At 61.4% G+C, this 24,940-nt stretch carries 27 protein-coding genes and 1 tRNA gene; 12 read left to right on the top strand and 16 right to left on the bottom strand.

Going from position 1 to position 24,940, the window contains the following annotated elements:
* Positions 1-18: 18 nt before the first annotated feature.
* The 3 genes from B3H86_RS08795 to B3H86_RS08785 form a co-directional block, all read right to left on the bottom strand.
* Positions 19-4,392, bottom strand: a complete 4,374-nt coding sequence (locus B3H86_RS08795) for a translocation/assembly module TamB domain-containing protein (RefSeq protein WP_292053042.1) — start codon at positions 4,390-4,392, stop codon at positions 19-21.
* Entirely contained in the window at positions 4,389-6,440 is a 2,052-nt protein-coding gene (locus tag B3H86_RS08790; RefSeq protein WP_292053039.1) for an autotransporter assembly complex protein TamA, read from the bottom strand. The genes B3H86_RS08795 and B3H86_RS08790 overlap by 4 nt, the downstream gene beginning before the upstream one ends.
* Positions 6,441-6,586: 146 nt before the next feature.
* Positions 6,587-6,856: a hypothetical protein gene (locus B3H86_RS08785; protein ID WP_292053038.1), complete on the bottom strand. Its 270-nt coding sequence runs from the start codon at positions 6,854-6,856 to the stop codon at positions 6,587-6,589.
* 448 nt (positions 6,857-7,304) lie between these two features.
* On the opposite strand from B3H86_RS08785, the gene B3H86_RS08780 reads away from it, so the two are divergent.
* Together B3H86_RS08780 and B3H86_RS08775 are read left to right on the top strand one after the other, a co-directional pair.
* Positions 7,305-7,381: transfer RNA gene (locus B3H86_RS08780), tRNA-Lys, on the top strand.
* Positions 7,382-7,496: 115 nt separating this feature from the next.
* Positions 7,497-8,054, top strand: a complete 558-nt coding sequence (locus B3H86_RS08775) for a hypothetical protein (protein WP_292053036.1) — start codon at positions 7,497-7,499, stop codon at positions 8,052-8,054.
* Positions 8,055-8,094: 40 nt separating this feature from the next.
* On the opposite strand, the gene tgt is transcribed toward B3H86_RS08775, so the two are convergent.
* From tgt to B3H86_RS08755, 4 genes are read right to left on the bottom strand one after another with little or no spacing between them, the layout of a single operon-like run.
* Positions 8,095-9,207 carry a tRNA guanosine(34) transglycosylase Tgt gene (tgt, locus tag B3H86_RS08770; protein WP_292053034.1) on the bottom strand — a complete coding sequence of 371 codons (1,113 nt, stop codon included), beginning with the start codon at positions 9,205-9,207 and terminating at the stop codon, positions 8,095-8,097.
* Positions 9,208-9,222: 15 nt separating this feature from the next.
* Positions 9,223-9,699, bottom strand: coding sequence for a hypothetical protein (locus B3H86_RS08765; protein ID WP_292053032.1), 477 nt, complete (start codon positions 9,697-9,699; stop codon positions 9,223-9,225).
* A 50-nt stretch (positions 9,700-9,749) separates the two neighbouring features.
* Positions 9,750-10,838, bottom strand: a complete 1,089-nt coding sequence (gene queA / locus B3H86_RS08760) for a tRNA preQ1(34) S-adenosylmethionine ribosyltransferase-isomerase QueA (protein WP_292053030.1) — start codon at positions 10,836-10,838, stop codon at positions 9,750-9,752.
* A gap of 45 nt (positions 10,839-10,883) precedes the next feature.
* On the bottom strand, positions 10,884-12,140 hold the full coding sequence (locus B3H86_RS08755) for a D-amino acid dehydrogenase (RefSeq protein WP_292053028.1): 1,257 nt from the start codon (positions 12,138-12,140) through the stop codon (positions 10,884-10,886).
* A gap of 145 nt (positions 12,141-12,285) precedes the next feature.
* Between B3H86_RS08755 and B3H86_RS08750 the strand changes: the two genes are divergently transcribed.
* The 3 genes from B3H86_RS08750 to B3H86_RS08740 all read left to right on the top strand — a co-directional run bounded on the left by B3H86_RS08750 (position 12,286) and on the right by B3H86_RS08740 (position 15,103).
* Positions 12,286-12,732 (top strand): Lrp/AsnC family transcriptional regulator, encoded by a 447-nt coding sequence (locus tag B3H86_RS08750; RefSeq protein ID WP_292053025.1) that lies wholly within the window; start codon positions 12,286-12,288, stop codon positions 12,730-12,732.
* Positions 12,733-12,803: 71 nt separating this feature from the next.
* A complete protein-coding gene (locus B3H86_RS08745; protein ID WP_292053024.1) occupies positions 12,804-14,474 on the top strand; it encodes a lysine--tRNA ligase in 1,671 nt (556 codons plus the stop codon).
* A gap of 155 nt (positions 14,475-14,629) precedes the next feature.
* Positions 14,630-15,103: an SH3 domain-containing protein gene (locus tag B3H86_RS08740; protein WP_292053023.1), complete on the top strand. Its 474-nt coding sequence runs from the start codon at positions 14,630-14,632 to the stop codon at positions 15,101-15,103.
* Between the two features lie 53 nt (positions 15,104-15,156).
* Here the strand turns inward: B3H86_RS08740 and B3H86_RS08735 are convergent, their stop codons facing one another.
* The 6 genes from B3H86_RS08735 to B3H86_RS08710 all read right to left on the bottom strand — a co-directional run bounded on the left by B3H86_RS08735 (position 15,157) and on the right by B3H86_RS08710 (position 19,353).
* Positions 15,157-15,786: a S24 family peptidase gene (locus tag B3H86_RS08735; protein WP_292053022.1), complete on the bottom strand. Its 630-nt coding sequence runs from the start codon at positions 15,784-15,786 to the stop codon at positions 15,157-15,159.
* A 38-nt stretch (positions 15,787-15,824) separates the two neighbouring features.
* A complete protein-coding gene (locus B3H86_RS08730) occupies positions 15,825-16,280 on the bottom strand; it encodes a hypothetical protein (protein ID WP_292053021.1) in 456 nt (151 codons plus the stop codon).
* Between the two features lie 80 nt (positions 16,281-16,360).
* Positions 16,361-16,708, bottom strand: coding sequence for a hypothetical protein (locus B3H86_RS08725; RefSeq protein WP_292053019.1), 348 nt, complete (start codon positions 16,706-16,708; stop codon positions 16,361-16,363).
* A gap of 108 nt (positions 16,709-16,816) precedes the next feature.
* Entirely contained in the window at positions 16,817-17,221 is a 405-nt protein-coding gene (locus tag B3H86_RS08720; RefSeq protein ID WP_292053017.1) for a PaaI family thioesterase, read from the bottom strand.
* On the bottom strand, positions 17,218-17,676 hold the full coding sequence (locus B3H86_RS08715) for a PaaI family thioesterase (protein ID WP_292053015.1): 459 nt from the start codon (positions 17,674-17,676) through the stop codon (positions 17,218-17,220). The genes B3H86_RS08720 and B3H86_RS08715 overlap by 4 nt, the downstream gene beginning before the upstream one ends.
* Before the next feature lie 66 nt (positions 17,677-17,742).
* Positions 17,743-19,353, bottom strand: a complete 1,611-nt coding sequence (locus B3H86_RS08710) for a response regulator (protein ID WP_292053013.1) — start codon at positions 19,351-19,353, stop codon at positions 17,743-17,745.
* Between the two features lie 211 nt (positions 19,354-19,564).
* On the opposite strand from B3H86_RS08710, the gene queC reads away from it, so the two are divergent.
* The gene (queC, locus tag B3H86_RS08705) at positions 19,565-20,281 is read left to right on the top strand and encodes a 7-cyano-7-deazaguanine synthase QueC (protein ID WP_292053012.1); all 717 of its coding nucleotides are present in this window, start codon (positions 19,565-19,567) and stop codon (positions 20,279-20,281) included.
* Positions 20,281-20,916, top strand: coding sequence for a 7-carboxy-7-deazaguanine synthase (queE, locus tag B3H86_RS08700; RefSeq protein ID WP_292053010.1), 636 nt, complete (start codon positions 20,281-20,283; stop codon positions 20,914-20,916). Before queC ends, queE begins: the two co-directional genes overlap by 1 nt.
* Here the strand turns inward: queE and B3H86_RS08695 are convergent.
* A complete protein-coding gene (locus B3H86_RS08695; protein WP_292053007.1) occupies positions 20,913-21,125 on the bottom strand; it encodes a hypothetical protein in 213 nt (70 codons plus the stop codon). The two genes, queE and B3H86_RS08695, sit on opposite strands and share 4 nt — an antisense overlap.
* 124 nt (positions 21,126-21,249) lie before the next feature.
* Between B3H86_RS08695 and B3H86_RS08690 the strand changes: the two genes are divergently transcribed.
* Genes B3H86_RS08690 through B3H86_RS08680 form a run of 3 tightly spaced genes read left to right on the top strand, consistent with a single transcriptional unit; the run spans position 21,250 to position 22,507 of the window.
* Positions 21,250-21,672, top strand: a complete 423-nt coding sequence (locus tag B3H86_RS08690; RefSeq protein WP_292053006.1) for a hypothetical protein — start codon at positions 21,250-21,252, stop codon at positions 21,670-21,672.
* Between the two features lie 24 nt (positions 21,673-21,696).
* Positions 21,697-22,218 carry an RNA polymerase sigma factor gene (locus B3H86_RS08685; protein WP_292053004.1) on the top strand — a complete coding sequence of 174 codons (522 nt, stop codon included), beginning with the start codon at positions 21,697-21,699 and terminating at the stop codon, positions 22,216-22,218.
* Between the two features lies 1 nt (position 22,219).
* Positions 22,220-22,507, top strand: coding sequence for a hypothetical protein (locus tag B3H86_RS08680; protein ID WP_292053002.1), 288 nt, complete (start codon positions 22,220-22,222; stop codon positions 22,505-22,507).
* 1 nt (position 22,508) lies between these two features.
* Here B3H86_RS08680 and B3H86_RS08675 read toward each other — a convergent pair whose 3' ends face one another.
* Positions 22,509-22,760, bottom strand: a complete 252-nt coding sequence (locus B3H86_RS08675; protein WP_292053000.1) for a hypothetical protein — start codon at positions 22,758-22,760, stop codon at positions 22,509-22,511.
* A 207-nt stretch (positions 22,761-22,967) separates the two neighbouring features.
* On the opposite strand from B3H86_RS08675, the gene B3H86_RS08670 reads away from it, so the two are divergent.
* On the top strand, positions 22,968-23,426 hold the full coding sequence (locus B3H86_RS08670) for a GNAT family N-acetyltransferase (protein ID WP_292052998.1): 459 nt from the start codon (positions 22,968-22,970) through the stop codon (positions 23,424-23,426).
* 62 nt (positions 23,427-23,488) lie between these two features.
* Here B3H86_RS08670 and B3H86_RS08665 read toward each other — a convergent pair whose 3' ends face one another.
* Entirely contained in the window at positions 23,489-24,184 is a 696-nt protein-coding gene (locus B3H86_RS08665; protein ID WP_292052996.1) for a pirin family protein, read from the bottom strand.
* Positions 24,185-24,448: 264 nt separating this feature from the next.
* Here B3H86_RS08665 and B3H86_RS08660 point away from each other — a divergent pair, with 264 nt between their 5' ends.
* On the top strand, positions 24,449-24,922 hold the full coding sequence (locus tag B3H86_RS08660; protein WP_292052994.1) for a hypothetical protein: 474 nt from the start codon (positions 24,449-24,451) through the stop codon (positions 24,920-24,922).
* Positions 24,923-24,940 lie beyond the last annotated feature (18 nt).

The following is a 24,940-nucleotide window of genomic DNA, read 5'->3' as shown; positions in this document are numbered from 1 at the left end:
GCCTTTTCATTTGTGCCTCTAGTCGCGCTCGCGTCGCCAGCGGACGGAGATGTTGGAGGTGTTGTCGCCGCTGAACGCCGAGGTGATGGCGATGTTGCGGCGGACCTGCCACTCCACACGGACCGTGGCACCGGCTGCGCCGCCGCCAATGATCTCGAGGTACAGGTTCTTGCCCAGGCGGCGGCCCCCCGCGATTGTCATGTTCGAGGCTTCACCTCCGAACGACAGACGGTCAAGGCCGGCCAGCTCGCGTAGGTTGCCGATGATGTCCAGACCGCCACCACCTGCAAGCGATGCGACGCCCGAAGCCAGTTGGGCCGCTTCCAGTGCCGACAGCTGGGACACCGAACGCCCGAACAGCACGCGTGCCAGGATTTCATCCTGCGGCAGCTCCGGTTCGGAAGTCAGGGCGATGCGCGGATTGGCCGCCGAACCGGTCACCTTGATCATGGCCGTGATCGACGGGTCTTCACGCGTCGCGGTCAGGTTCAGCAGGATTTTGTTCGGATCGGTCGAGAGCGCGACGGTGCCATTGTCGTCAAAGACGAAGCGCTTGCCGGCAAAATCATAGTCACCGCGTACCACACGGGCCGTCCCTGACAGGTCAGGCGAGGTCAGGGTGCCGCGAATACGGGCATCGGTACGCAGCAACAGGTTCAGACCGCGACCCCGCACCACGACCTCGTCGGCTTTCAGGCTGACGTTCATGGCGATAGGCGTGGACAGCAGCGGTGTGGCACCCGAGCGCGGGCGGGCCGAAACGGGTCGGCGTACCGCATTACGGTCTGTCACAGGAGCGCGGATAATGCCCGACGAACCCGGCAGGTTCGGGGTGATCTCCGCGCGGTCCACATCAAGATTGCCCCGCAGGGTGATCGCGCGGGCATAACGTTCGACCTGAACGACGCCGCTGGTGTTCACCGTCGCCACGTCATTGTCCACCATGCGGAAGTTTTTCAGCGCCAGCGTCAGATTGCCGAGCGAGGCATCCGAGTTACGCGACGGTGCGGGGCGTGCACTGGCTGACAGATCGCAGGTGAAGGTTTCGTTGAAGCTGTTGGGCAGGGTGCTGCCGCGACGTTCGAACCACAAGGTTCCATAGCCGCACAGTTGCCCGTTGCCATAGTCCTTGGCGGAGAGGCGTGACAGACGCACACCTTCCTGATTGAAGTCTGCATTCAGGAAAACGTCCTGCAGGCGCAGGCCCGTAGAGCCCTCGTCGAACTTGCCATTCACCAGGGCGACGCTGCCGACAATCGTCGGATTGCGGACGCGGCCACCCAGATTGACGTTGGCGCGCAGATTGCCTTCCAGCTTGCGGTCGATACCGTCCACCAGATCCCAGAGCGGCTTGACCTCGCCGTTGATTTGGATGCGGCCCGACAGATCGCGAGTCTCGTCGGTCAGCAGTCTGGCGGGGTTGGCCTGATTGACCATCGGCAGGGTCAGGTTCAACAGGGCCAGCGCGGCCTGGGACTGGTTCGTCGGGTTGCAAACACCGTTGCCATTGCCATAGGCGGCGCAGGCCTGGATTTCCATCTCGCGGGCACGGATGTCAGCCAGCATTCGACCGTCAACCAGAATGCTCTGCTGACCTGCTGTGACGCTGGCGCTACCGGCATTCCTGAAGGTGACGTCCGCACCGCCGGACAGCGTATCCGCGCCCGTGTTGGACAGGTTGGCTGTGCCGGTGATCAAGCCCTGAAGGTCGCTGTTCAAGGATTTCAGCGGGACATTGTCGAGGGCGAGCTTGGCGTCCCAACCCTGGCGACCGCGCGAAATGGTGCGTGGATCCCAGGACAGGGTGGCTGTACCGTCGCCCAGTTGGGCTGCAACCAGCGCACGGTTAGTCTCGCCGCGGCGCTCCACAAAGGTGCTGGGCAGCAGCTGCGCGCGAATGCCACGGATGACGGCATTTCCGCTGCCTTCAAGACGGTGCCCGTCGGCAAGGCGGCGATAGACTAGCGGCCCGTTGAACGAGATCGGATTCTCGCCCGTCATGGCCAGATTGGTATTGAGCGTAAGGGCCGAAAGATTGCCCTGACCCACAACCTCGATTCGGCTGAAATGCATGCTGGTGCCCCGCAGGATCAGATCGCGGGCACGCAGCGAGACGTCAACGCTTTCCGGTCCGGCGTTGGCGGGCAGTTTGATAAAGCCGCGCACTTCACCGCGCTGGATGAAAGCGCCCGGACGGCCGGTCACTTCAAGGTCGGCAGTTGAAGGGACCATGTCGGACAGGGTGATGAAGCCCTTGGCTGTAATGCCACCGGCATTCACATCCACTTCGCTGAGGGCGATCGTGTCCTTGCCCAGACGGAAGCGGGCCTGACCGCGTGCCGCCTGTCCGCGATTGGTCCCGGTCAGGGTGACAAAGCCATCGGAACTGCCGTCACCGACATTGAATTCCAGACCCAGCTTGGCGGCCCGCAGTATCAGTTGGCCAATGGCCACCTGATCGAAATCGGCGTTGAAACGGGTGCGCGGGGTATTCAGCTTGCCATCAATGGTACCGTCACCGGCCATATTGCCGTCGATGGCGATAGGGCCGACGCCGAACGGTCCACGGGCCCTCCAATCAAGGGCGAGGTTCAGCTGATCGCCATTGATGGTTCCGGTTGCGTTCAGGTCGGCTTTTTCGCCGATCAAACGGCTGCCCTGACCGATGGTGATGATGCCACGGTTCAGATTGCCGTTCAGGCGCAGCTTGGGGGTGCGCCCCAGAAGGCGGTCAACCTCTTCGATGCCCAGCAGGAAGTCGCGGCCACCGCCGTCGAACTCAAGGCCCCATGCGCCGCCCGTACGGGGCATGCTACCCCGCAGTTTGCCGCCAAAGCGGCCCCGTGCGCCGGGCTTCAGAACGCCCACATTGCTGACGTCGAAATCGGCGTTGAAAGCCAGCCCGCCCATCAGGTTGCGGCGACCGGACCCCGTAAGGGTCAAGGCAGAGCCTCTAAGATCAATATCCTGCAGCAGGATGTTGCCATCGTTCAACCGCGATGCCGTCAGGTTCAGCCGCGGCGTGCTGCCCAAAAGACCGCCGATGACGCCCTGTGTCGTGCCGCCCGCACCGGCCAACTGGCCCTTGAGCGTATAGGTCTGATCCTTGGCGGCCAGAGATAGCGGACCGTTCAGACGGCTGAGGCCATAGCCTGCGACCTCGGCATTGCGCACATCCACCGAGCCCTTGAGGTCAAACGTCTTGGCATCACCGTTAAAGACGCCCTCATAGGCGGCGGCGTCGCCGATCTTGGTACCCGCCAGACGCGAGAGGGACGGGGTGCGGACACTGAGACGGATGTTGTCGGCAAAAGTGCCGTCACGGGTGCGGATATAGCCAGAGGCCGTCGAGGTGATGTTTTCGGCGACCAGTTTCCAGGCCATCCCCTGATAGCCTTCACGCTTGCTGTCAGGCGCGGCAGCAAGGCCGATGCTGGCCGTCCGGCCAAAGCGCTCGATGAAGGGTGCCATAAGGTCCGACCCCGAGAAGTTCGCGTAGCCGGACAGGTAGGAGTTGGCCTCGGAGAAGTGCCCGTTGACGCGCAGAGGCGTGAACTGGCCGGTGGTCATGACCAGCCGGACATTGCGGCCGTCGATAAGGCCGGTGGCCGAGAAAGGTTGATCCGGCGAATAGCCGAGACTGCCTGCCAGCGGGCCGCCCTTGGCCTCCTGCGCTTGCAGATCGAGACGCAGGTCCTCGGGCTTGTCGCTCAGGACGGCCTGAAGCTTGAGGAAGTCACCGGGGCGGCTGAGGCTGAGGGCATCGACCTTGATGTCCTTGTTGCCCGAACGCGGCAGGGCCGCCGATCCGGACAGCCGCCATTTGCCGTATTCCTTGGAGAAGTCCTCCATCAGCTCGATATCGGCAGCGAATTTGTCGATATCGATGGTTAGTGGCTGCGGGCCGCCCGGCTCGGTGCTGGGCTCCAGCTCGGGGCGGCGGATGACGTGAATGGATTTGGCGCTGATCTGTTCGGCATGGAAACGACGGGCCAGCAGCGACCAGTAGTTCCAGTCCACGCGGACATCGCGGGCTTCGAGCCAGACACCGTCCTTGTCGGTGACGGTCACGCGGCCGATGGTGAAGTCGTCGAAAATATCGCCGCGAACACCCTCGACATTGATGGCCCCGTAGCGCCCGATCTCCTTGCCGGCGACGAAGCTGGTGATCAGCTCGCGACCCGCATCGGAAACCAGATAATAGCGGCCGCCGACCAGAGCGATCACGCCAATGCCGATAATGGAGCCGATCCCGATGCCGGTGAAAACCGCAACAGTGCGCAGTAAGGACCGCTTGCGCTTGGCCTTCTGGCGCGGACTGGCTTCGTCGCCTTCGTGATCAGGCGATCTGGTGATTTCGGATTCGGTCGGGTCCGGCGGCAGATCGGTCAAAACGATTGGCCAATGCTGATATAGAGTTGGAAGCTGGAGTCACCTTCACGCTTGTTCAACGGAAAGGCGACATCGGCCCGTACAGGGCCAAACGGAAGTTTGTACCGGACACCCAGACCGGCGGCGTATCGCATATTGCCGAGATTGGGGGCTTCATCCGGGCCGGTCGCGCCGCCATCGACAAAGCCGACGGCCTGCCATGACTGGCCGATATTCTGGCGTACCTCCAGCGAGGTCTCGAACAGGCTGACGCCGCCGCGCGGCGTATTGTCGGGTAGACGCGGGTTGATGCTCTGGTAGGAATAGCCGCGAACAGAGCCGCCACCCCCCGCATAGAACAGGCGGTCCGACGGTACGGTCAGCTCACCGCCGCCGACAATGCTGCCCAGTTTCATTCGACCGGCCATGATCGTGCGCCGCGCGCTGCCGATGGGGTAATAGGCCGAGGCTTCAGCCGTGCCACGCAGGAAGTAGACGTTGTCTTCACCCGCCACGATGGTGGGTTGCAGCGAGCCGGAAATACGCCAGCCCTTCGTCGGGTCAAGCAGGTCGTCGGAACGGTCCAGCATGGCCGATGTGCGCAGGGTGATCAGCGCCAGATTGCGGTCCATCTTGATGGCGTGCTGGTCCAGGGGATCATAGCGCAGCTCGACATAGCGACCGGCATCGATACCCAGGCCGTAAGAAAACCACGAGTTCGGACCCCAGCGTTGATTGAAGTCGGCACCGAAGGTGAGGGCCTGACGCTCATAGGCGTCCGTATCTTCGTTCACCAGCCATGCGCTGAGGCGCAAGGTCCGGTTGACGCGCCGGAAATGGGGCAGGCTGTATTCAGCGCCCAACCGGCTGTCGATCGAACCCCAATGGCCGCCATAGGTCAGGGTCTCTGCGCGACCGCTGCGGTTGTATCGGTTGCGATAGACGCCGGCGCTGAAGCCATCGTCGGTGGCATAGGTGCCGCGGGCTTCGATCTGGTCGCGGCGGCGGTCAACCAGATTGACCGAAACGGGGACCTCGACTTCGGTCCTGTCACGTATTTCTGCCGAATTGGATCGGGGCAGGCTGATATCGACCGTGGAATAGACGCCCGTATCGACCAGTCTGCGTTCCATCTCGGCGATGGATTCGGGGGTGTAGATGTCGCCGTCTTCCCACGGGATCAGACGTTCTACGAAGGCCTTGCGCGTACGGGTTGGGATGCGACCGTCGTCACGCGGTTCGGTGCTGATCTCGCCGCTGATTTCGCGACGCAGGCGGACCAGCGGGCCGGGGTTCAAGTGAAACTCGGGCCGCATCTGGTGATCGATGACCACATCGGCTTCCGGCGTATCGATCGTCGCGCGCTGGCCCGTCGTACGGGACAGGGAAACGTCCTCGATTTCCAGCAGCCGCGGATCGGCCGAAGCATAGGCAAAGCCGTTGTTCTTCAGAACCACCACGCCACGGGCTTCGGCAGCCAGAACGGGCTCAAGCCGCGCAGGCATGCCATCTTCAAGCGCGACGGCTTTTTCGGTGCGGGCAATGATGTCGATGTCGGGATGGGACGGGGCCTTGCCGATGCGGACGAAAGGCACATCGCCCGACGCCTCGACCATGCCCGGCGGCACCTGAACTTCCCAGTCATCCAAAGTCTCTTCGCCAGAGGCCTCGGGCTCCACGATTATGGGGGCACCGGCTTCAGGAGACGCCTGCACGGTCGCAACCGTTGCCGAGGGCGGACGGCGGGCGTCGGGCGCACCTGCGGTCCAGACCAGTTTCTGGTCGCGGATCACGAACTGCGGGCCGGGGTCGATCAGCAGAACGGCGCGGCTGTTTTCAACCGTAGAGGTGACGAGGGGGCGGTAATATCCCTCGGTGTTGAGCATGGCCACGGCCAGCTCCTCTGCGGCGCGGCCACGGCGGCGGGCCTCCAGGTCGGACTGCGGTTCGTTTTCAATCTCTCCCACGGCCCGTTCGAGCTTGGCCTTCAGGCCGTCGGGAAAGGTTACGCCTTCGGCCTCACGGACAGCCGCTCTTGGCACATCGGCCATAGCAGGGGCAGCCGCCATGATCAGTGCACATACTGCGGTGCCGCCAAGTAGATGCCCGAGTTTCAACGACAAACCGTAAGTCCTTAAGCCAAAAAGCCGCGAGACCATCGCGGCGATCAAAGATCGTGTTGGGCAAGGGGGGGATGCCCCCCTTTGCGCCGGAATTAATAGAAGAGGGTTTCGCTCTCGGGCTGGACCGACTCTTCGGAGGTCTTGGTTTCAGGCGGCAGGGCCTCGGTCGGGACCGCTTCGGTGACGGGTGCAGGCGTCTCTGCCACTGCAGGCGCAGCACTCTCATCAGCCGCAGGGGCTGCTTCCTCGACCTCTTCGACTTCCATCACTGCCGGCTCGGAATAGCTCTGCGAATTATCGCAGCCTGCAAGGGCAAAGCCTGCGGCAAGAGCCACGGCAGTCGGAATGGAAAAAAGCTTCATTTGAATTTTCATCTGGCAACTCTGGAAGAAGTGCAACGCGGTGCCGAAAGAGGGGTTCCGGACCCAAGTTGCGCTGAGGTGGGGACTGTCCCATGAATGGGTTATGAACTGGTGACGGTCCATTACGGTTTGCGGGTGGTCAACACCCTTGAATGCGGGATGAAACACCTGCGGGCGAGGTTTCTGATTCTATGAAATGTGGAATCAAAAGCGCCCTAAAACAAAGACTTGCGTTATCCCGATGCGGTTTTTGCTCTTTGTGGTGAAGTCTGTTGTCAAAAAACCTCCCGTCCAAAGCCTGAAAATAGGGGGGTTTTCGACATTTTCGATTGTTTACCGTCAACTAGGCCTTGACCTTGGCGTCGGAATCCAAGAGAAAGCCGCCTCACACGGAGCGGTCGCCGCGGTTCACCACGGACTGACAGCTAAGTGTTTGATACTACAGTGTGCGCCCCTAGCTCAGTTGGTTAGAGCATCTGACTTTTAATCAGAGGGTCCTCGGTTCGAGCCCGAGGGGGCGTACCACTGTAATCTTCCCCTTCTCCAGACAATACCAGCGACACGGTGGTCCTCAGGACACACTGCAAAGCTTTGCGACCCGCGTTGTGGAACGCGCGGCAGTCCGGTCTGTTTAGGGGATATGAAAGCGCAAACTCTCGCCATATTCGCCGTGACCAGCCTGTCGCTGGGGGCGTGTTCGACACTGCAGACGATCAATCCCTCCGATACGGCGCGCAAGAGCGCCGATCAGGTCAACACCGGACTCGGTAGTGCGCTTCAAGCGCCGCTGGAGGATTTGAACCTGGTCCGACAGGAGATTCCCGAAGTCCTGCTGGAAGCGGTCGCCGCACCCTATAGCGTGCAGGGCATGAATCGTTGCGCGCCTATCGGTGCAGAGATTGCCCGACTGGACGAGGCACTCGGCCCCGATCTGGATGTGGCGGCTGAAGACGCTGCGGCGGAGGATCAGGTCGCGGATGCCGCTGCCGGGGCCACATTGGATGCTGTGCGCGATACGGTCACGGACTTCATTCCCGCCCGCTCATGGGTGCGCCGTCTCAGCGGCGCACATCGTCACAGTCAGGCTGTGCAGGCTGCGGTCCGCGCGGGCCTGCAACGCCGTGCCTTCCTGAAAGGCATCGGCCAACAGAAGAACTGCGCCCCGCCCGCCGCGCCCGTTGGATTCCGCCGCCGCTGATAAAAAAAAGGGAGCCGTTCGGCTCCCTTTTTCAATTCGGTCAGGCCTTCAGGTGGCGGGCGCGAAAGTCCTTGCGGAACTGTTCGAACTCGCCCTTTTCGATCGCGTCGCGCATGGCGGCGGTCAGGGCCTGGAAGAAGGCGATGTTGTGCCAGCTGAGCAGGATCTTGCCGAGGATTTCGTCGGCGCGGATCAGGTGGTGCAGATAGGCGCGGCTATAGTCCTGCGAAGCGGGGCAGGGGACCATCGGGTCCAGCGGGCTTTCGTCCTCGGCGAACTTGGCGTTCTTGATGTTGATCGGGCCGTCCCACGTCCACGCCTGACCGTGACGGCCAGCACGGGTCGGCAGCACGCAGTCGAACATATCGACGCCGCGATAGACGGCTTCGACCAGATCGATCGGCTTGCCCACGCCCATCAGATAGCGGGGGCGGTCTTTCGGCAGGAAATCCGGCGCATAGTCGAGGACTTCGCACATGGCCTCGTGGCCCTCACCGACAGCGAGGCCGCCGATGGCATAGCCGTCAAAGCCGATTTCCTGCAGCCGCTCGGAGCTTTCCTTGCGCAGGTTCTCATAGGTCGAACCCTGCTGGATGCCGAACAGGGCCTGGGTGTCGCGGGTGCCGAATGCATTCTTGGAACGCACAGCCCAGCGGGCCGACAGCTCCATACCCTTGCGGGCGCGCTTTTCATCGGCAGGATAGGCGACGCATTCGTCGAGCTGCATCACGATGTCGGAGCCCAGACGGTCGGCCTGAATCTGGATCGAGCGTTCCGGCGTCAGAACGTGCTTGGAGCCGTCGATGTGGCTGGAGAAGGTCACCGCCTCTTCGGTCAGCTTGGAAATGCCCGACAGGGACATGACCTGAAAGCCGCCCGAGTCCGTCAGGATCGGCTTGTCCCAGCGCATGAATTTATGCAGCCCGCCCAGACGCTCCATGCGCTCCGGTCCCGGGCGCAGCATCAGGTGATAGGTGTTGCCCAGCAGAATATCGGCACCCGTCTGTTTCACCTGATCGACCGTCAGCGCCTTTACCGTGGCGGCGGTGCCGACGGGCATGAAGGCAGGCGTGCGGATGTCACCGCGGGCGGTTTTCAGGACGCCGGTACGGGCGCGGCCATCGGTGGCCTTGATATCAAACGGAAAAGGCAAAGTGATCTTACGCGGTTAGAGCAGGCGCTGAAGCTGTTCGGCGCGTTGCAGGTCCTTGGGGCGGCCAAACAGTTTGCAGGTCTCAATCTGCTCGGCGACGGAGGGGATATAGATGCGTCCGCCGTCAACCGCCACAGGGATACGACTATTGAAGGTCATCAGGGTCCATTCGCCGCCGTTGCGGACCTCCATCTCGGCCATGACCTCGACCGGAACCGGCGTGGTCAGGATTTGGCCGAACACGCGGGAACGGAACATGCCTTCACCGGGATCGGGGCTGACTTCGCCATAAAGGCTCTCGATCAGGGTCTTGGCATCGCGCGGGCTGCAGAGCACGTCCACATCCGGCACATGCCATTCGGTCAGGCCGCTCAGCGCCATCGCCGCTCCGCCGAACACCCACCACGGATCGCGCAGTTCACTGGCCGCCGAGGCCAGAATATCGAGCGCGGCAGAGAGGTCTTCAGGCAGATCGTCGTAGTGCGTAGGCATGACCTTCCTATAAGCCGCTCCGTCTCCGGAATAAAACGCTGTGATCGAAACTATTTTGCGCGGAACAGCAGGCTGCCGTCACCATAGGAATAGAAGCGGTATTTGTTCTCGATGGCGTGCTTATAGGCCGCGTGCATCGTCTCGAACCCTGCGAAGGCGCTGACCAGCATGAACAGCGTCGATTTCGGCAGGTGGAAATTGGTCATCAGCACATCGACGGCGCGGAACCTGTAGCCCGGCGTGATGAAGATGGCGGTGTCGTCGTGGAACGGGCGGATGACGCCGTCCTCACCCGTTGCGCTTTCCAGCAGACGTAGAGACGTGGTGCCGACGCAGACGATGCGGCCACCCTTGGCGTGCACATCGTTCAGGGCGTTGGCGGTTTCCTCGGACACCGTGCCCCATTCGGAGTGCATCTTGTGGTCCTTGGTGTCGTCGGCCTTCACGGGCAGGAAGGTGCCCGCGCCGACGTGCAGCGTCACGGCATGCGTAGAGACACCGCGCGCCTTGAGGGCCGCCAGAAGTTCGGGCGTGAAGTGCAGGCCCGCCGTCGGGGCCGCGACCGAGCCGTCATGCTGGGCATAGACGGTCTGGTAGTCCTTCTGGTCCTGATCGTCCTCGGGGCGCTTGGCCGCGATATAGGGCGGCAGGGGCATGACGCCGACATTGCGGATGGCGTCGTCCAGAGCCGGTCCGGCCAGATCGAATTTCAGGGTCACAAGGCCATCTTCGCCCTTGGCCTCGATGGTGGCATCGACGCTGCCCATCTCGCAGGCCCGGTCCGTATCGGTGCCGAAACGCACGCGGTCACCGGCCTTAAGCCGCTTGCCCGGCTTCATGAAGGCGGACCAGACATCGGGGGCGTCGCGGTGGTGCAGGGTGGCCTCAACTTCGACCTTCAGGATTTCGCCTTCAGGCCCGACGCGCTCGCGCATGCCGCTCATGCGGGCCGGGATGACGCGGGTGTCGTTGAACACCAGAGCGTCGCCCGGTTGCAGCAGGTCCGGCAGGTCGCGGACGATGCGGTCCTCCAGCGTGCCGTCCTTGACGACGAGGAAGCGCGCGCTGTCACGCGGGGATACGGGCCGCAGGGCGATGCGGTCCTCGGGCAGGTCGAAATCGAAGTCGGAAGTTTTCACAGGGCGGGGTGAACACCTGACCGCGCGGGCGGTCAAGTGCTGCCTTTATCGACCGTAGCGCGAAAGATTCAGATCATCCGTCTCGATGGCGGGGGTCTTACCCGAAATCAGGTCGGTCACGACTGCCGCAGAGCCGCACGACATGGTCCATCCCAAGGTGCCGTGACCGGTATTCAGCCACAGGTTGGAATAGCGGCTGGCCCCGACAATCGGTGTGCCGTCCGGCGTGTTCGGACGCAGGCCGCACCAGAACTCGGCCGTTTCCAGATCACCTGCGCCGGGGAAGAGGCTGCCGACCGAATAGTTCAGTGTTTCGCGACGGCGCGAGACCAGATCCTTGTTGAAACCGTTCAGTTCGGCCATGCCGCCCGCACGGATCCGCGTACCAAGGCGCGTGATCGCGATCTTGTAGCTCTCGTCCATTACGGTCGAGACGGGGGCGCGCGCGTCGTCAAGGATGTTGGCGGTAATCGAGTAGCCCTTGACCGGATAGACCGGCAGTTTCAGCTCGAGATCCTTGACCATGCGCGGCGACCAGGACCCCAGCGCCAGCACATAGGCATCGGCGCTAAGCGTCCCTTTATCGGTGAGCACGTCGGTGATCCTGTCGCCTTCGCGGTGGATCGACTTGATCGTCTCGTTCCAGCGGAACTTCACGCCAGCGTCTTCGGCCATCTTGGCAAGGGTCTGGGTAAAGATGCGGCAGTCGCCCGTCTCGTCGCCCGGCAGGCGCAGCGCTCCGACATAGGGAACCTCGGAGAAGGCCAGACCCGGCTCTGCGCGGCGGCATCCCTCGGCGTCCAGAAGTTCATAGGGCACGCCCTCGGACTGCAGGACCGAGACGTCTTTTTGCGCGTCCTTCAACTGCTTTTCGGTGCGGAACAGTTGCAGTGTGCCTTGCTGGCGGCCGTCGTACTGGATGCCGGTTTTCTGGCGCAGCAGGTCCAGTTCGTCACGGGCGTATTCGGCCAGACGCACCATGCGGCCCTTGTTCACCGCATAGCGGGCAGGGGTGCAGTTACGCAGCATCTGCAGCGTCCAGCGGATCATCGCCGGGTCGAAACGGGTGTGCAGGATCAGCGGGGCATGGCGCATCAACAGCCATTTCACCGCCTTGGTCGGGATATTCGGCGCGGCCCACGGCGCGGAATAGCCGGGAGAGATCTGGCCCGCATTGGCATAGCTGGTTTCCAGCGCAGGGCCGGAAAGGCGATCCACGACCGTCACCTCGTGTCCGGCCTGATTGAGGTACCACGCCGTCGTGGTGCCAATGACGCCTGCCCCTAGAACCAGAACACGCATGTTTCACGCTCGCCTTGTGCGGCCCAGTCGGCCTGACGCTGCGAAAGCTACGCGCAGATATCAGGATTTTCCTGTCTTATTGCGCAACTATCAGTGAATATGAGATATAAAATGCAATAATCTGTAATAATCTTGGTGGTTTATTGTGCTGATCATTGATGAGGTTGACCGCCGTATTGTCCAGAAGCTTCGGGTGGACGGGCGTATCAGCAATGCCGATCTGGCTGATTCCATTGGACTATCGGCGTCGGCCTGCCTGCGGCGCGTGCGCCAGTTGGAGCAACGCGGCGTCATTCGCGGATACACGGCTTTGCTGGGGGCCGAGGAAGAGGAAGGTCTGGTCGCCTTCGTTCAGATTTCGCTGGAAAAACAAACGGATGAATATATGCGCCGCTTCGAGGAGGCGGTGCGCCACTATCCCGAAATCCGCGACTGCTACCTGATGGCGGGGGCGTCCGACTATGTGGTGCGGGCGGTGGCGCCGACGATGGCGGCCTATGAGGTGCTGCACAAGGATGTGCTGTCGCGCCTGCCCGGCGTGTCGCGCATCCACTCCAGTCTGGCCATCCGCAATGTGCTCAAAGCGCGATAGACCTGCAAAAACCGCTGCTATGGCGATAAGTCGTCGTTGACCCCGCGCGTGCGAGGCGGCAAACCCGCCCGATGCTACAGAACCTTGAAACCCTGTCCCGTGAGGCCCGTTCGTGGCCGTTTGAGCAAGCCCGTAACCTTCTGGCGCACGTGCTCAAAAAACGGCTGTCGGATGCCGACCGCGCTGTCGCGCAGTCCCTGATCGATGCTGGCAAGGCGGACGAGGCTCTGAAACAGTTCGAGGGTCTGGCCCGTCCGGTCATCCTCGAGACCGGATATGGCCCGTCGGGCCTGCCGCACATGGGCACCTTTGGCGAAGTCGCCCGCACCACCATGGTCCGCAACGCCTTCCGCGCCCTGACCGGAGATCACTGGGAAACCAAGCTGATCGCCTTCTCGGACGACATGGACGGCCTGCGTAAGGTGCCGGAAGGCATTCCGAATCCGGAAATGCTGCGCGAGGACCTGCACAAGCCGCTGACGGCGGTGCGCGACCCGTTTGGCACGCACGACAGCTTTGCCGCGCATAACAACGCCCGCCTGCGCGCCTTCCTCGACAGCTTCGGCTTCGATTACGAGTTCATGTCCTCGACCGCGACCTACAAGTCGGGTCGTTTCGACGAAACCCTGCTGTTGATGCTCGAGCGTTTCGATGCGGTGATGAACATCATCCTGCCGACGCTGGGCGAAGAGCGCCGCGCGACCTATTCGCCGTTCCTGCCGGTCAGCCCGATCACCGGCCACGTGCTGCAAGTCCCGACCCTCGAGCGCAACCTCGAGAAGGGCACCATCGTGTTCGACGACCCTGCGGGCGGTCGCACCGAGGTTCCGGTCACCGGCGGCCACGTCAAGCTGCAGTGGAAGCCGGACTGGGCCATGCGCTGGACCGCGCTGGACGTGGACTATGAAATGGCCGGCAAGGACCTGATCGAGTCCGTGCGTGAAAGCTCCAAGATCTGCCGCGTTCTGGATGGCGCGCCGCCGGTCGGCTTCAACTACGAACTGTTCCTCGACATCGAGGGCAAGAAGATTTCCAAGTCGAAGGGCAATGGCCTGACGATGGAGGAGTGGCTGCGTTACGGCCCGCCGGAATCGCTGAGCTGGTACATGTTCCAGTCGCCCAAGTCGGCCAAGAGCCTGCACTTCGGCGTGATCCCGCGCGCGACCGATGACTGGATGTCCTTCGTCGAGCAGTACAAGACGCAAGAGCCGAACAAGCAGATCGACAATGCGGTCTGGTCGATCCACGGTGGCAACCCGCCGGAGACGACCTCGCCGGTCAGCTTCTCGCTGATGATGAACCTGGTGGGTGTGGCGAACGCTTCGAGCAAGGAACAGCTCTGGGCCTATTTCGCCAAATACCTGCCATATGCCACGCCGGAAAACGAGCCGCTTCTCGATCGTCTGATGGACTATGCGCTGAACTACTACGAGGACTTCGTGAAGCCCTCCAAGGTCTATCGCGCACCGACCGAGATGGAAAAGGCGGCCCTGCTGGACCTCGCCGGTCGTCTGAAGGCTCTGCCGCAGGACACCACGGATGGCGAAGTCATCCAGAACGAGGTCTATGCGGTGGGTAAGGAGCATAATTTCGAGCCGCTGCGTGCATGGTTCGGCGCGCTTTACGAAGTGCTGCTGGGTGCATCGCAAGGGCCGCGCTTCGGTTCGTTCGCAGCCATCTATGGCCTGCCGCAAACCATCGAGCTGATCGAAAAGGGTGCCAACGGCGAACTGGCTGGCTGATACTAAAGACCAGAGCTGGACATAAAGGCCGCTTTCCTACGGGGAGAGCGGCCTTTTACATGAGATGAACCAAAGCTGACATTCCGCGTCGGGGAGCCTTCAGGCGACTTCGTGCATTGTGATGACAACGACCAACTCGAACACAGGAGAGAGCCATGTCGAAGATTTTCAAGACCGGACTGGCAACCGCGTCGCTGATTGCTGCAATGGGTACGATGTCGGTACCTATGACGGCCAATGCCCAGGCCAACGGTGTGACCAACTGTGATGCGCCGGGTGGCCGACAACAGGCCGGTGCGGCGATCGGTGCCGTTATCGGTGGTCTGGCGGGCAGCCAGGTTTCGCGTAACGAGCGTGCTCTGGGCGCAGTCATCGGCGCAGGTGCCGGTGCCGCAGCGGGGTCTTACATCGGCTGCAACCAACAGCGCGAACGTGCTGCTTCGCAAGGCGGTCAGGATATGTACCGCGCCGCATCCAACCTGAACATCCGTTCGGGTCCGGGTACCGGTTATCGCACGACGGGCCGTCTGTCGGCCGGTCAGCCGTTTACCGCCATCGGCTCGCAAGGCGAGTGGGTGCAGATCGCGGGCGGCGGCTGGGTGAACGCCCGTTACGTCAGCCAGTACTGATCGATCCGTCGTTCCGACTATCAAGGCCGTCTCCTAGGAGGCGGCCTTTTGATTTATTGGGTGACCCACACTATGCGGGCAATCCACTGGATATCATCGCGGTCCAGCCAGCGTGCGGGATAGGCGGGGTTTACCGATATCAACTCGATCCGCTTTGAGGATGTCTCACCCAATTCCTTGGCCAGTGTCTCGCCCGAGAGGGTTCTCAACGCGACGCGGTCGCCGCTCCTGACCCGCGCGTCCTCCAGATCGACAATCACCTTGTCGCCGGGACGGTAGAGCGGCTGCATGGAATCGCCCTCGATCTCCAGACTGATCAAACCTTCTTTCAAGGAGGGCAGGGGGGTCCGGTCCCAACCCTCGGCCAAAGGTAGGCCGTCATCCGAGAAGAAGCCTTGTTCACCCGCCTTGGCCAGGCCCAGCAGGGGCAGGCTCAGCTCGCTGGTGTCGTCGGCCATCGTCGCGAACTCGCCAAGCGACAGGCCGCTGGCGTCCAATACCCGCATCAGGCTTTCGGTCGAAGGCCAGCGTGGCCTTGGGGGATTTCCGGGTCCAAAGCGTTTCGACGGATTAAAGCTTGTTGGATCAAGTCCGGCCCGCCGCGCCAGTGCGGACGGTGAAACGCCTTCCCGTTTGGCGAGGGCGTCCAAGCCTTTCCAGATCTTGGCGTGGGTCAGTGGCATTTGAGCTTCCCGGGGGAAGCTCAAAATAGGTTATGGCGTTAGGAATATCTACCTAGATCGTTTGACGAGGCGCTTATTGCCAAACGCTCTTGCCAGCTCGCGACGCTGCCCCATGCCAGAGCAAGAATAATGCCCAGCGACGAGAAGTTAATTACGGTCGAATAGGCCGATACCGTGGGCGCAAAATTAATCAGGAATAAGAACTGGCAAGTCATGATCAGCAGTTGAAGGGCCGCTGCCCAAACGGGCCAAGCTTTATCCGACTTCCAGATCAAGGCGCCAAAAGTAAACAGTAGCAGTATATCGAGTACCCATATGGCAGCAGTACTGGACAACGCCTGACCGAACTGCACGCGAAGGAATGTCGATAACAGCCAGCACAAGAGATACACGACGGCTCCAGTTCGCTCACGTGGACCGCCAAGCACGAGTGCAATAACGCACCCACCTAGCATCAAGCCGGCACCGATCCAGCCTATCAGTGAGGTAAACAAGAAAGCCCCCATCGAAATTCATCGATGGGGGCTATTTCTCACTGTAATCCCTAACAAATAGTGGCGTTACAAAGAATACATCAAACCGCGCGCAGGTGACCCTTGGTCGGGCGCATCGGCGTGTCGTCCCACTCCAGAGGTTTGTCGACCGGACCAGCTGCATAAGTGCCCCAGCCCATGCGGCGGTGGTCTTTTTGCATTTCGGCATGGCAGTCGACGATGGCTTCGCGGGCAGCCGACAGGGCTGCGAGCGTAGCGAGGGCCTTGGTTTGCGAGGCTGCGCCAGAGACCGGCGAGACCGACAGGGCTGCGCGGCCGGCGATCATGGCCTGAACCATGGCAGCGGCATGAGCAATAGCGGCATCAACCGACTGTTCGGTTGCATACAGCTCGGAGGAGATGCTGGTGACGACTTCGGTACGGTCCATGATGGTTCCCCATAAAACGCCGATTTGGCGAATTATGTTTAACAACGGTTAAGCTTATTCGTAAAGAGACTATTAACCATTTTTTAACCATTTCACCGTGGCGTGAAATTAATCTCCTGTAGAATCATCGAGTTGGAAGTGCGCTGTCAGTGTTGCGATGGGCTTGTCCTGCCCCTCCTGCCAGGCTTCGGCGGTGACATAGGCCACTTTCTTGCCTGCTTTTCTGATGTGTGCACGGGCGTAGACATCGGCAGCACGGCCTACGCGAAGGTAGGCGATCGACACATTGATCGGTCGGGGAAGGCGCAGGCGAGGGTAAAGGTGGGACACCTTGGCCATCGCGGCAAACTCTAGCAGGGCGGCTGTGCTGCCACCGTGCAGGGCCGGAATCATCGGATTGCCGATGAGGTGTTCCGAAAAAGGCATGACCACCGTCACTTCGTCGCCGAACACGTCGGTTTTCAGATTCAGGAAGCGGGCATAGGGAAGGTGATCCAGCAAGGGCTTGGTCATGCGGCGTCTCCCGTCTCGGGATCGCGCAGGTTGGGCTTGTGGATGATATAGGCCGCTTGGGAAGCCGCTACAGGATCGGAAGCATCGTCCTCAAAGGCCCATGCCCGCACAAAGGCCATTGTCCGGTTGAGACGGTAGCACTCGGCCTCGGCCAACAGGTCGCGTCCCGGTGCGGCGGCGCGCATGTAATCGACGCGCATATCCAAGGTGGCAATGGACTGGAACTGATCCAGGGCCAGCCAGACGGACATGCCGCCCACATGGTCCAACAGGGTGCTGACCAACCCGCCTGCCAGTATGCCGGATGCAGGATCGCCAACCAGTTCGGGGCGATAGGGTACGCGCATGCGGACGCGCCGCTCTTCGACGCCCAGATACTCGAATCCGAGGGCGTGGGTGTGTGCTGAGCCCGCTGCCAACTGAGGCAGGATCGCGAGCAAGTCAGGATTAGTCATTGAAACTCCTTGGGGAGGGCGGGCCGAACAGTGAGGCCTTTCCCCAAGGTTTGTCTAGCGATGCTATCAGTGATTTACAGCTTGAAGCGGTGCTTCCGACAGGCTTTCCACGGCGCTGCGCGAAGACATGGCGCGGATCATGGCCATGCGCAGCCGTTCGGGCTTGATCGGTTTTTCAACCACACAGAGCATGCCAGCCTTGATGTAGCCTTCGACATCGTCCGGATCGGCGTTGGCCGTCAGGGCAATGATCGGCACCGAGGCGCGGTCGTTACCGAAGCCGCGGATGGCAAGTGTCGCCTGGACACCGTCCATGCGCGGCATTTTGATATCCATCAGGATCATGTCGAAACAGCCATCGCGGGCGGCATCGACGGCTTCCTGACCGTCCTCAGCGGTTTCCGAGGTACAGCCGAACATCTCGCACAGGGCGCGGGCGACAACGCGGTTGGTGGCATTGTCGTCGGCAATTAGAACGTGCGGGCGGCCCATAACGTCCAGCCCGTCCAGCTGGGCGATGTTCGGTTGTTCCGGCTCGGCGAGGATGGCGTGGTCGACCGTGACGTCAAAACCGTATGTCGTGCCGCGGCCCTTGTTGTTTTCCGCGAAGATACGACCTTTCAGCGCATTCAGCAGATTCCAGGCATTGGCTGTCGCCAAATCACCTGTAGTCGCCAGATCGCCGAAGCAGTTGTTCAGCAGATCGGGTTCAAGTCCCGGTCCGTCGTCCCGGACCCTGGCCTGCAACTGTACGCGTCCATCGACAACGGTTGCTTTAAGGCCTGCTTCGATGGTGCCATTGCGCGACCACTTCAGGGCGCAGTCGATCAGGGTGTCATAGGTTGCGCGGAAACGAGGACCATCGATCATGGCCGCCAATTCGGTATCGCCTTCGTAGCTGACCATCAGGTTCATGCCCGCGCTTTCGGCGCGTTTCGCCCAGTCGGCGGCGATGGAATCCATAAACACGCGCAGGACAACCGGCTGCAGGTCAATAGGGAAGTGGCCGGCGTCGGCCTGTGCCAGATCGCGGGCTTGCTGCAGGAGCAGGGCACCATCACGCGAAGCCTGCCTGATGGCGCTTACATATTCCGGAAGCTGGTCGGAATGGGGCTGTCGTCCGATGAGGCCAGCAAAAGCTTCGACATTTTTCAGCGGCTTTTCCAGTGCGGTCGTCAAAGTCCTGACGAACTGGGCTATGGCTTCGGCAAAGGCGGTATGATCGGCCTTGCGCGTTTCCAGTTCGCTGATCAGGGCTTCTTGATCGCGGATGCGCTCGGCCTGCAGGCCGTTGACGAAGTGGAAAAGTCTGATGGCGGTTCCCACGCCGAAATATCTGCCGCGCCGCGTTACGATGAAACCGCGCATAAGGGTGGATGCGCTGGACTTCAGGATGGTTTCCGAAAAGGCAGAGATGCGTACATCGGCATCGACCACCGCCGGTTCCGGATCCATGATCATGGAGACAGGTCGGGCCGAATATCGGCTTTGCCCCAAAGGAGAAGCCAGTTTGAGCAGGAAATCCTGACGATCGATCAGGCCAACAGGGCGACCGCCATCAACCACGGGCAAAGCCATGCTGTCGGGATGATTGGCAAACCAATTGAAAACCTCAGGCACGGTGGCCTCAGGACTAATTGGTGGCACACATTCTGTGAGCGTCTCGATCGACGGCATAGGCCGCACTCCACTTTTGGAAATGTAACATCACTGCTAAACCTTTGCCGAACGATTAAGCCTCATTGTGTCGGTAAATGTGCCGTTCGTTTGGTCGCAGAAATGCTGCTTTTTTGCAGCACTTGGCAGAAGGCGCTATAAGTTCTGCCCCTAGCTTAACCGTTGAATTTGTCTGGATGCGCGCGGCCGTTTGGCCGACCGCAGGTTTTTCATGAACGCTTCCCCGATTTCCGATGCCAAGTCCGCCCTTGTCCTTTTCTCGGGAGGTCAGGACAGCGCGACCTGTCTGGCTTGGGCTTTGGCCAAGTTCGGTCGGGTCGAAACCATAGGTTTTGATTACGGGCAGCGGCATGTCGTCGAAATGCAGGCGAGGCTGGCTGTACGTGAGGATATGAAGCGGGTTCTGCCGCAGTTCGCGGACCGGCTGGGCGACGACCATGTCGTTGACCTAACGGGGTATGGCAAGATCGCCGAAAGTAGCCTGACCAGCGAAAAAGCCATCGAAATGGACGCGCGGGGCCTGCCTGCGACCTTCGTACCGGGGCGCAACCTGATCTTCCTGACGGCGGCGGCGGCCCTGTCGGACCGTCGTGGTCTGGAGGTTCTGGTGACCGGCGTGTGCGAGACGGATTACTCTGGCTATCCCGACTGCCGTCAGGCCACGATCGACGCCATGTCGCAGGCCCTGACGCTGGGTCTGGACCGTCCGGTGCCGATTGAAACCCCGCTGATGTATCTGACCAAGGCCCAGACTTGGGAACTGGCCCACGGCATCGGCGGCCAGCCGCTGGTGGACTCAATCATCGAGACTTCGCACACCTGCTATGCGGGCGACCGCGAGCATCGCCATGAATGGGGCTATGGCTGCGGCACCTGCGCGGCGTGCGAACTGCGCGAGGCGGGTTACCGCCAGTGGAAGGAAGACTGATGACCTATTCCGTCAAGGAGACCTTCCTGACCGTTCAGGGCGAGGCGGGGCAGGCTGGGCGCGTGTCGGTGTTCCTGCGCTTTGCGGGCTGCAACCTGTGGAGCGGGCTGGAGCGTGACCGCGACACCGCCGTCTGCACCTTCTGCGACACCGATTTCGTCGGCACCAACGGCGACGGCGGCGGCAAGTTCAAGACCGCCGACCTGTTGGCCGACCACGTCAACAGCTTCTGGACGGGCCGCGAGGGCGACCCCAAACTGGTCGTCTGCACGGGCGGCGAGCCTCTGCTGCAACTGGATGCGCCGCTGATCGACGCCCTGCATGCGCGCGGCTTCGAGATCGCCATCGAGAGCAACGGCACCCTCAAGGCCCCAGACGGCATCGACTGGATCTGCATCAGCCCCAAGGCCGACGCCGAGGTCGTCCAGACTTCGGGGCAGGAGCTGAAACTGGTCTATCCGCAGGAAAAGGCCATGCCCGAGCGCTTCGAGCACATGGATTTCGAGCGTTTCTGGCTGCAACCCATGGATGGCCCCGAACAAGCCGCCAACACCCAGGCGGCTATGGACTATTGCCTGAAGCACCCGCAATGGCGGCTCAGCATCCAGACGCACAAATATATCGGCGTCCGCTAGGGGGCAGGCGGTAGAGAGCAGGTTTCGAAGGCGATGTCGTACAACCAGCCCTCATCGCGGCAGGCATAGCAACGGCCCGCTCTGTCGCGGACGATCCGTTCATCGGCTAATTGGGGACGCTCCAGAAGCTCACGGCAGTTGGCCTCGCGGTTCAGCCACCATAAAGCCGGAACTGCAAGGACGGCCATAGCGACGGCGGAGACGATCATCACTTTGGGCGATGCCCAAAAGTTGCGCGTTCTGTCATTTTTTTCAGGCCCCTGCATCCAACAGCACCCACGGTGACGACTAACGGATAGAACAACGTTATCGTCACCACCGGAGGGTGCTGTCATGAACTTTCTCTATATCGCTATGCTGATCCCGATCTTCGGGCTCTTCTATGCTGCCTTCACCTCGTTCCTGAAGTATCGCCAGCATCGTTCCATGCTGGATGTGCTCAAGGTCTATGCCGAAAAGGGCGAAGCTCCACCGCAGGAAGTGCTGGCAGCCTTGACCAAGGGGTTTTCGCTGGCCGAGCCGGGCGTGAATGCGCCCGCGCGATGGGATGAGGGAGCTCCGCGCCGCCCGAGCGTCCAGGGGCCGATGCATTACTGGTCTCTGGTGGGTCTGTTCAGTGTATTCGCTGCGGGCTTTGCCTATGCCTCATGGTCATCCGGCGCGGCAGGATACCCGTTTGCCATTGTCGCCTTCACCATGGGGGCGGTTGCGGTCTGGGCTCTGATTATGGCCGTCGCTCTGACACTCAAGAAGTAGGGCGGCGGTTACGGGCGCGGTCGTATGACATCGCAGGACATCCGCTGGCTAGCCGAGGCGCAAAACGGCTCGGACCTTGCCTATGGGCGGTTGGTAGCCAGCCATCAGGCGATGGTGCGGGGTTTCCTGCGCCGGATGCTGGGCGGTGGCTGGGCCGATGCCGACGACGTGGCGCAGGAGGTCTTCGTCCACGCGTGGCAGGGTCTTTATGCCGTGCGCCATCCGGAACGTTTCAGGTCGTGGCTGATCGGCATGGCGTGGCGCAGGGCTCAGGATCACATCCGCAGCAACCAGCGCCGCGCCCGCCGCGATCAGGACTGGCTGCAATCCCTCTCCGTACCCGCTGGTGTCACTCAGGAAGACAGGCTGGCGATGGAGCAGGCGATGCGGTCGCTGGCCCCCGAAGCCCGCGCCTGTGCCGCCCTGTCGCTGGCCGAGGGCTGGACGCACGAAGAGATATCGCAGGCTTTGACTATTCCGATCGGAACAGTGAAATCCCATATCAGCCGAAGCCGTGAGCGGCTTGTTGCCGCTCTGGGAGGATGAAATGACGCCTGAAGAAAAACTGATGGCCTTGATGGCGTCCTACGCGCCGAAGCAACCTGATCCGGCGTTTGATCTATCCGTGATGGAGCGGCTGGCCCGACGTCAGGCGTTCGAGCGGTTTTCCAGAATGCTCATGGCTGTGGTCGTGGTCAGCGGCCTGATGATCGCTCTGGCCTGGGGTGCGCTTTACGGCCAGATGGCGGATACACTGCCCATAGTCATGGCGGCGATGGGCGCATCGGCCATAGCGGGCTTGGTGGTCTGGACGCTGGGGCGGGCGCAGGCCTGATCTAGCAGCTCTTTCCGCGACGTTGCCGCCGTTCACAGCGGCGTTCTTCCTTGATGCGCTTGGCGCGGGCCTCTTCGTCAGAGGTGGTGACGGCATCGACGCCTGCACCGATGATGGCCCCTGTCGCCTTGGCCGTTCCGCCGACGACGGCAGCACCCGCACCCACAACCGCGCCGGCCACACAGGCTGAAAGCATCAGGCCAGACAGGCTGATAACGGCAAAACGGATGATAGAACCTGGGGTGGGGCGCATGGACATGACCTCGACAGCGGGGGTGCAACCTTAACGGTTGTGCGGCGGCTGAACCAGCTTTGCGTGAAAACGATCTGTGTTATATCGACCCGCCCAAGGCCATCAGCCTACGGAAGGATTATGCGCAGAGCCCCGTAAGGATCGCCGTTGCGGGCGCATCGTGCCGCACATCGCAACGGATTACTGCGTACAGGTTTCGGATTTTCCATGAATAAGCCGCTGAATATCCGCCCGTTTGCGGTAGATCAGGATACTGCGCCCCTGTCGGATATCTGGCTGAGGGCGTCGATGATCGCCCATCCCTTTATCGGCGAGGCGACCCTGCGCGAGCAGCAACCGCTGATGGAGGATGTCTATCTACCGATGGCCCGGACATGGGTGGCCGAATATTCGGGAAAACCGGCGGGCTTTGTGTGTTTGCTCAAGGACCATATCGCGGCCCTGTTCGTTGATCCGGCCATGCAGGGGCGGGGTATAGGCCGCGCCCTGCTGGATCATGTCGCACGGGGGCGTAACCGGATGACCCTGGAAGTCTATACCGACAACATCAGGGCTATCGCCTTTTACGAACGCTATGGTTTCGAGATCGAAAGCCAACGCGAGGCAGACGATCAGGGGCAGCCCTTTGCCAATGCCCGCATGGTGTGGCGGGCCGCTAAACCTTAGGGACACGAAAAAGGGCGCCGGAGTGATCCAGCGCCCTTGATCGTTGGGGGAAGGCGACCGCCTTACAGGCTGTCGACCATCACCAGTTCGGCATCTTCCTTGGCGGTGATGGTGATCACGGCCTCGTCGATGATGCCTGCGCCGTCGCGGGCGTTGAGCGTGGTGCCATTCACGTCCACCTGACCCACGGCGGGGACGAGGTAGGCGCGGCGGCCCGACTTCAGGTCATAGCTCAGGCTCTCGCCCGCCTTCAGCGTGGCGGCCAGAACCTTGGCGTCGGCGTTGATCTTCAGGGCTTCGTCCGCCGGATCGCCGGAAGCCACGACCGTGAACTTGCCCGAGCGGTCGGCCTTCGGAAACTCGCGCTGACCCCAAGACGGCTCGGCACCCGGACGGTCCGTCTCGATCCAGATCTGGAACAGGGTCGTGAGCTCGTTCTCCATATTGTACTCGGCGTGACGCACACCGGTACCGGCGCTCATGACCTGCACATCGCCAGCGGCGGTGCGGCCTTGGTTGCCCATGGAGTCCTGGTGGGTGATGGCCCCCGTGCGGACATAGGTGATGATTTCCATGTCGGCGTGCGGGTGAGGCGGAAAGCCCGACTTCGCACCGATTTCGTCATCGTTCCACACGCGCAGACGGCCCCAGCCCATACGATTGGGATCGTAATAGTTGGCGAACGAGAAGTGGTGCTTGGCATTCAGCCAGCCGTGGTTGGCACCACCGAGGGTATTGAAAGGACGGACATCGATCATGGTGATCTCCCCAACGCTTGAAGTGTGCAGCCCGTTGCTGCGTCGTTGAGAGCTATATAAGGAACAGTAACTGTTACGAATAGGGGTGTGGCGATCACGGATTGTTACGCGCTGCTCCTTTCTAACGTAGCGGTGGAGAATTGGCGAGCAGTTCGGTTCTTCGGCACCGTCACATGGTCTGGCGGTAGATCACGACCGGATGCATGCCTTGACGACAATTAAGTATTGTCGTTCTCTGTGTGGCTTTCATCGGGAGCGCATACTTTGATCAATGGCTTGATGTTTGCGGGCGCGCTTCTGTCGATGGAGCCGGAACTTCAATGGGTATCGCTATTGAAGGTGTACGGCGACGAGGTTACGCAGGATGTATGGGCGGATAACGAACGGCTGCTTCTCAAGCTGATTGGCCACCACCTTTGGATCGAGGAAAGCGTTCTGGACCGACGTCCCATTCAGGGATGTATGACGTCCCATCAAAGAGGATGGGTCAGCCTTCCGGTCTGTGTCGGTGCCCGTCTAGAGGAAATGGAGGCACCGGAAGGAACAGTGTCTCTAACCATCGCCCCGTCACATGACAACGCCTCGGTGGAATGGACCTGTACCGGGACAGGTCGAGCCGGATTCGATGGATCGCGGCAGGTCGCCACTTTTAATCGAGCCGCCCTTGATAACCCTTCGATAGAAGACGTTCAGCGGGCCGCGCAGTGTTTACTGGCAGCAAGCAGAAGCGGAGAGTGATGATGGCCGGATTTGTCA

This window comes from Brevundimonas sp. UBA5866 (assembly GCF_002432125.1).
GTDB lineage: Bacteria > Pseudomonadota > Alphaproteobacteria > Caulobacterales > Caulobacteraceae > Brevundimonas.
The sequence above is the reverse complement of the archived record's forward strand: the minus strand, read 5'-3'. Positions and strand labels throughout refer to the sequence as shown.

What these genes read in the sequence shown, in the direction of transcription:
- B3H86_RS08735 (WP_292053022.1), bottom strand. Translation starts at nt 15,786, where the DNA reads ATGCCACTGACCCACGCCAAGATCTGGAAAGGCTTGGACGCCCTCGCC.
- B3H86_RS08665 (WP_292052996.1), bottom strand. Translation starts at nt 24,184, where the DNA reads ATGATCGATGTCCGTCCTTTCAATACCCTCGGTGGTGCCAACCACGGC.
- queE (WP_292053010.1), top strand. Translation starts at nt 20,281, where the DNA reads ATGACCTATTCCGTCAAGGAGACCTTCCTGACCGTTCAGGGCGAGGCG.
- B3H86_RS08755 (WP_292053028.1), bottom strand. Translation starts at nt 12,140, where the DNA reads ATGCGTGTTCTGGTTCTAGGGGCAGGCGTCATTGGCACCACGACGGCG.
- B3H86_RS08670 (WP_292052998.1), top strand. Translation starts at nt 22,968, where the DNA reads ATGAATAAGCCGCTGAATATCCGCCCGTTTGCGGTAGATCAGGATACT.
- B3H86_RS08685 (WP_292053004.1), top strand. Translation starts at nt 21,697, where the DNA reads ATGACATCGCAGGACATCCGCTGGCTAGCCGAGGCGCAAAACGGCTCG.
- B3H86_RS08675 (WP_292053000.1), bottom strand. Translation starts at nt 22,760, where the DNA reads ATGCGCCCCACCCCAGGTTCTATCATCCGTTTTGCCGTTATCAGCCTG.
- B3H86_RS08740 (WP_292053023.1), top strand. Translation starts at nt 14,630, where the DNA reads ATGTCGAAGATTTTCAAGACCGGACTGGCAACCGCGTCGCTGATTGCT.
- B3H86_RS08790 (WP_292053039.1), bottom strand. Translation starts at nt 6,440, where the DNA reads ATGGCGGCTGCCCCTGCTATGGCCGATGTGCCAAGAGCGGCTGTCCGT.
- B3H86_RS08720 (WP_292053017.1), bottom strand. Translation starts at nt 17,221, where the DNA reads ATGACCAAGCCCTTGCTGGATCACCTTCCCTATGCCCGCTTCCTGAAT.
- B3H86_RS08680 (WP_292053002.1), top strand. Translation starts at nt 22,220, where the DNA reads ATGACGCCTGAAGAAAAACTGATGGCCTTGATGGCGTCCTACGCGCCG.
- B3H86_RS08745 (WP_292053024.1), top strand. Translation starts at nt 12,804, where the DNA reads ATGCTACAGAACCTTGAAACCCTGTCCCGTGAGGCCCGTTCGTGGCCG.
- B3H86_RS08775 (WP_292053036.1), top strand. Translation starts at nt 7,497, where the DNA reads ATGAAAGCGCAAACTCTCGCCATATTCGCCGTGACCAGCCTGTCGCTG.
- B3H86_RS08690 (WP_292053006.1), top strand. Translation starts at nt 21,250, where the DNA reads ATGAACTTTCTCTATATCGCTATGCTGATCCCGATCTTCGGGCTCTTC.
- B3H86_RS08765 (WP_292053032.1), bottom strand. Translation starts at nt 9,699, where the DNA reads ATGCCTACGCACTACGACGATCTGCCTGAAGACCTCTCTGCCGCGCTC.
- queC (WP_292053012.1), top strand. Translation starts at nt 19,565, where the DNA reads ATGAACGCTTCCCCGATTTCCGATGCCAAGTCCGCCCTTGTCCTTTTC.
- B3H86_RS08695 (WP_292053007.1), bottom strand. Translation starts at nt 21,125, where the DNA reads ATGATCGTCTCCGCCGTCGCTATGGCCGTCCTTGCAGTTCCGGCTTTA.
- B3H86_RS08710 (WP_292053013.1), bottom strand. Translation starts at nt 19,353, where the DNA reads ATGCCGTCGATCGAGACGCTCACAGAATGTGTGCCACCAATTAGTCCT.
- B3H86_RS08725 (WP_292053019.1), bottom strand. Translation starts at nt 16,708, where the DNA reads ATGGACCGTACCGAAGTCGTCACCAGCATCTCCTCCGAGCTGTATGCA.
- B3H86_RS08785 (WP_292053038.1), bottom strand. Translation starts at nt 6,856, where the DNA reads ATGAAGCTTTTTTCCATTCCGACTGCCGTGGCTCTTGCCGCAGGCTTT.
- B3H86_RS08715 (WP_292053015.1), bottom strand. Translation starts at nt 17,676, where the DNA reads ATGACTAATCCTGACTTGCTCGCGATCCTGCCTCAGTTGGCAGCGGGC.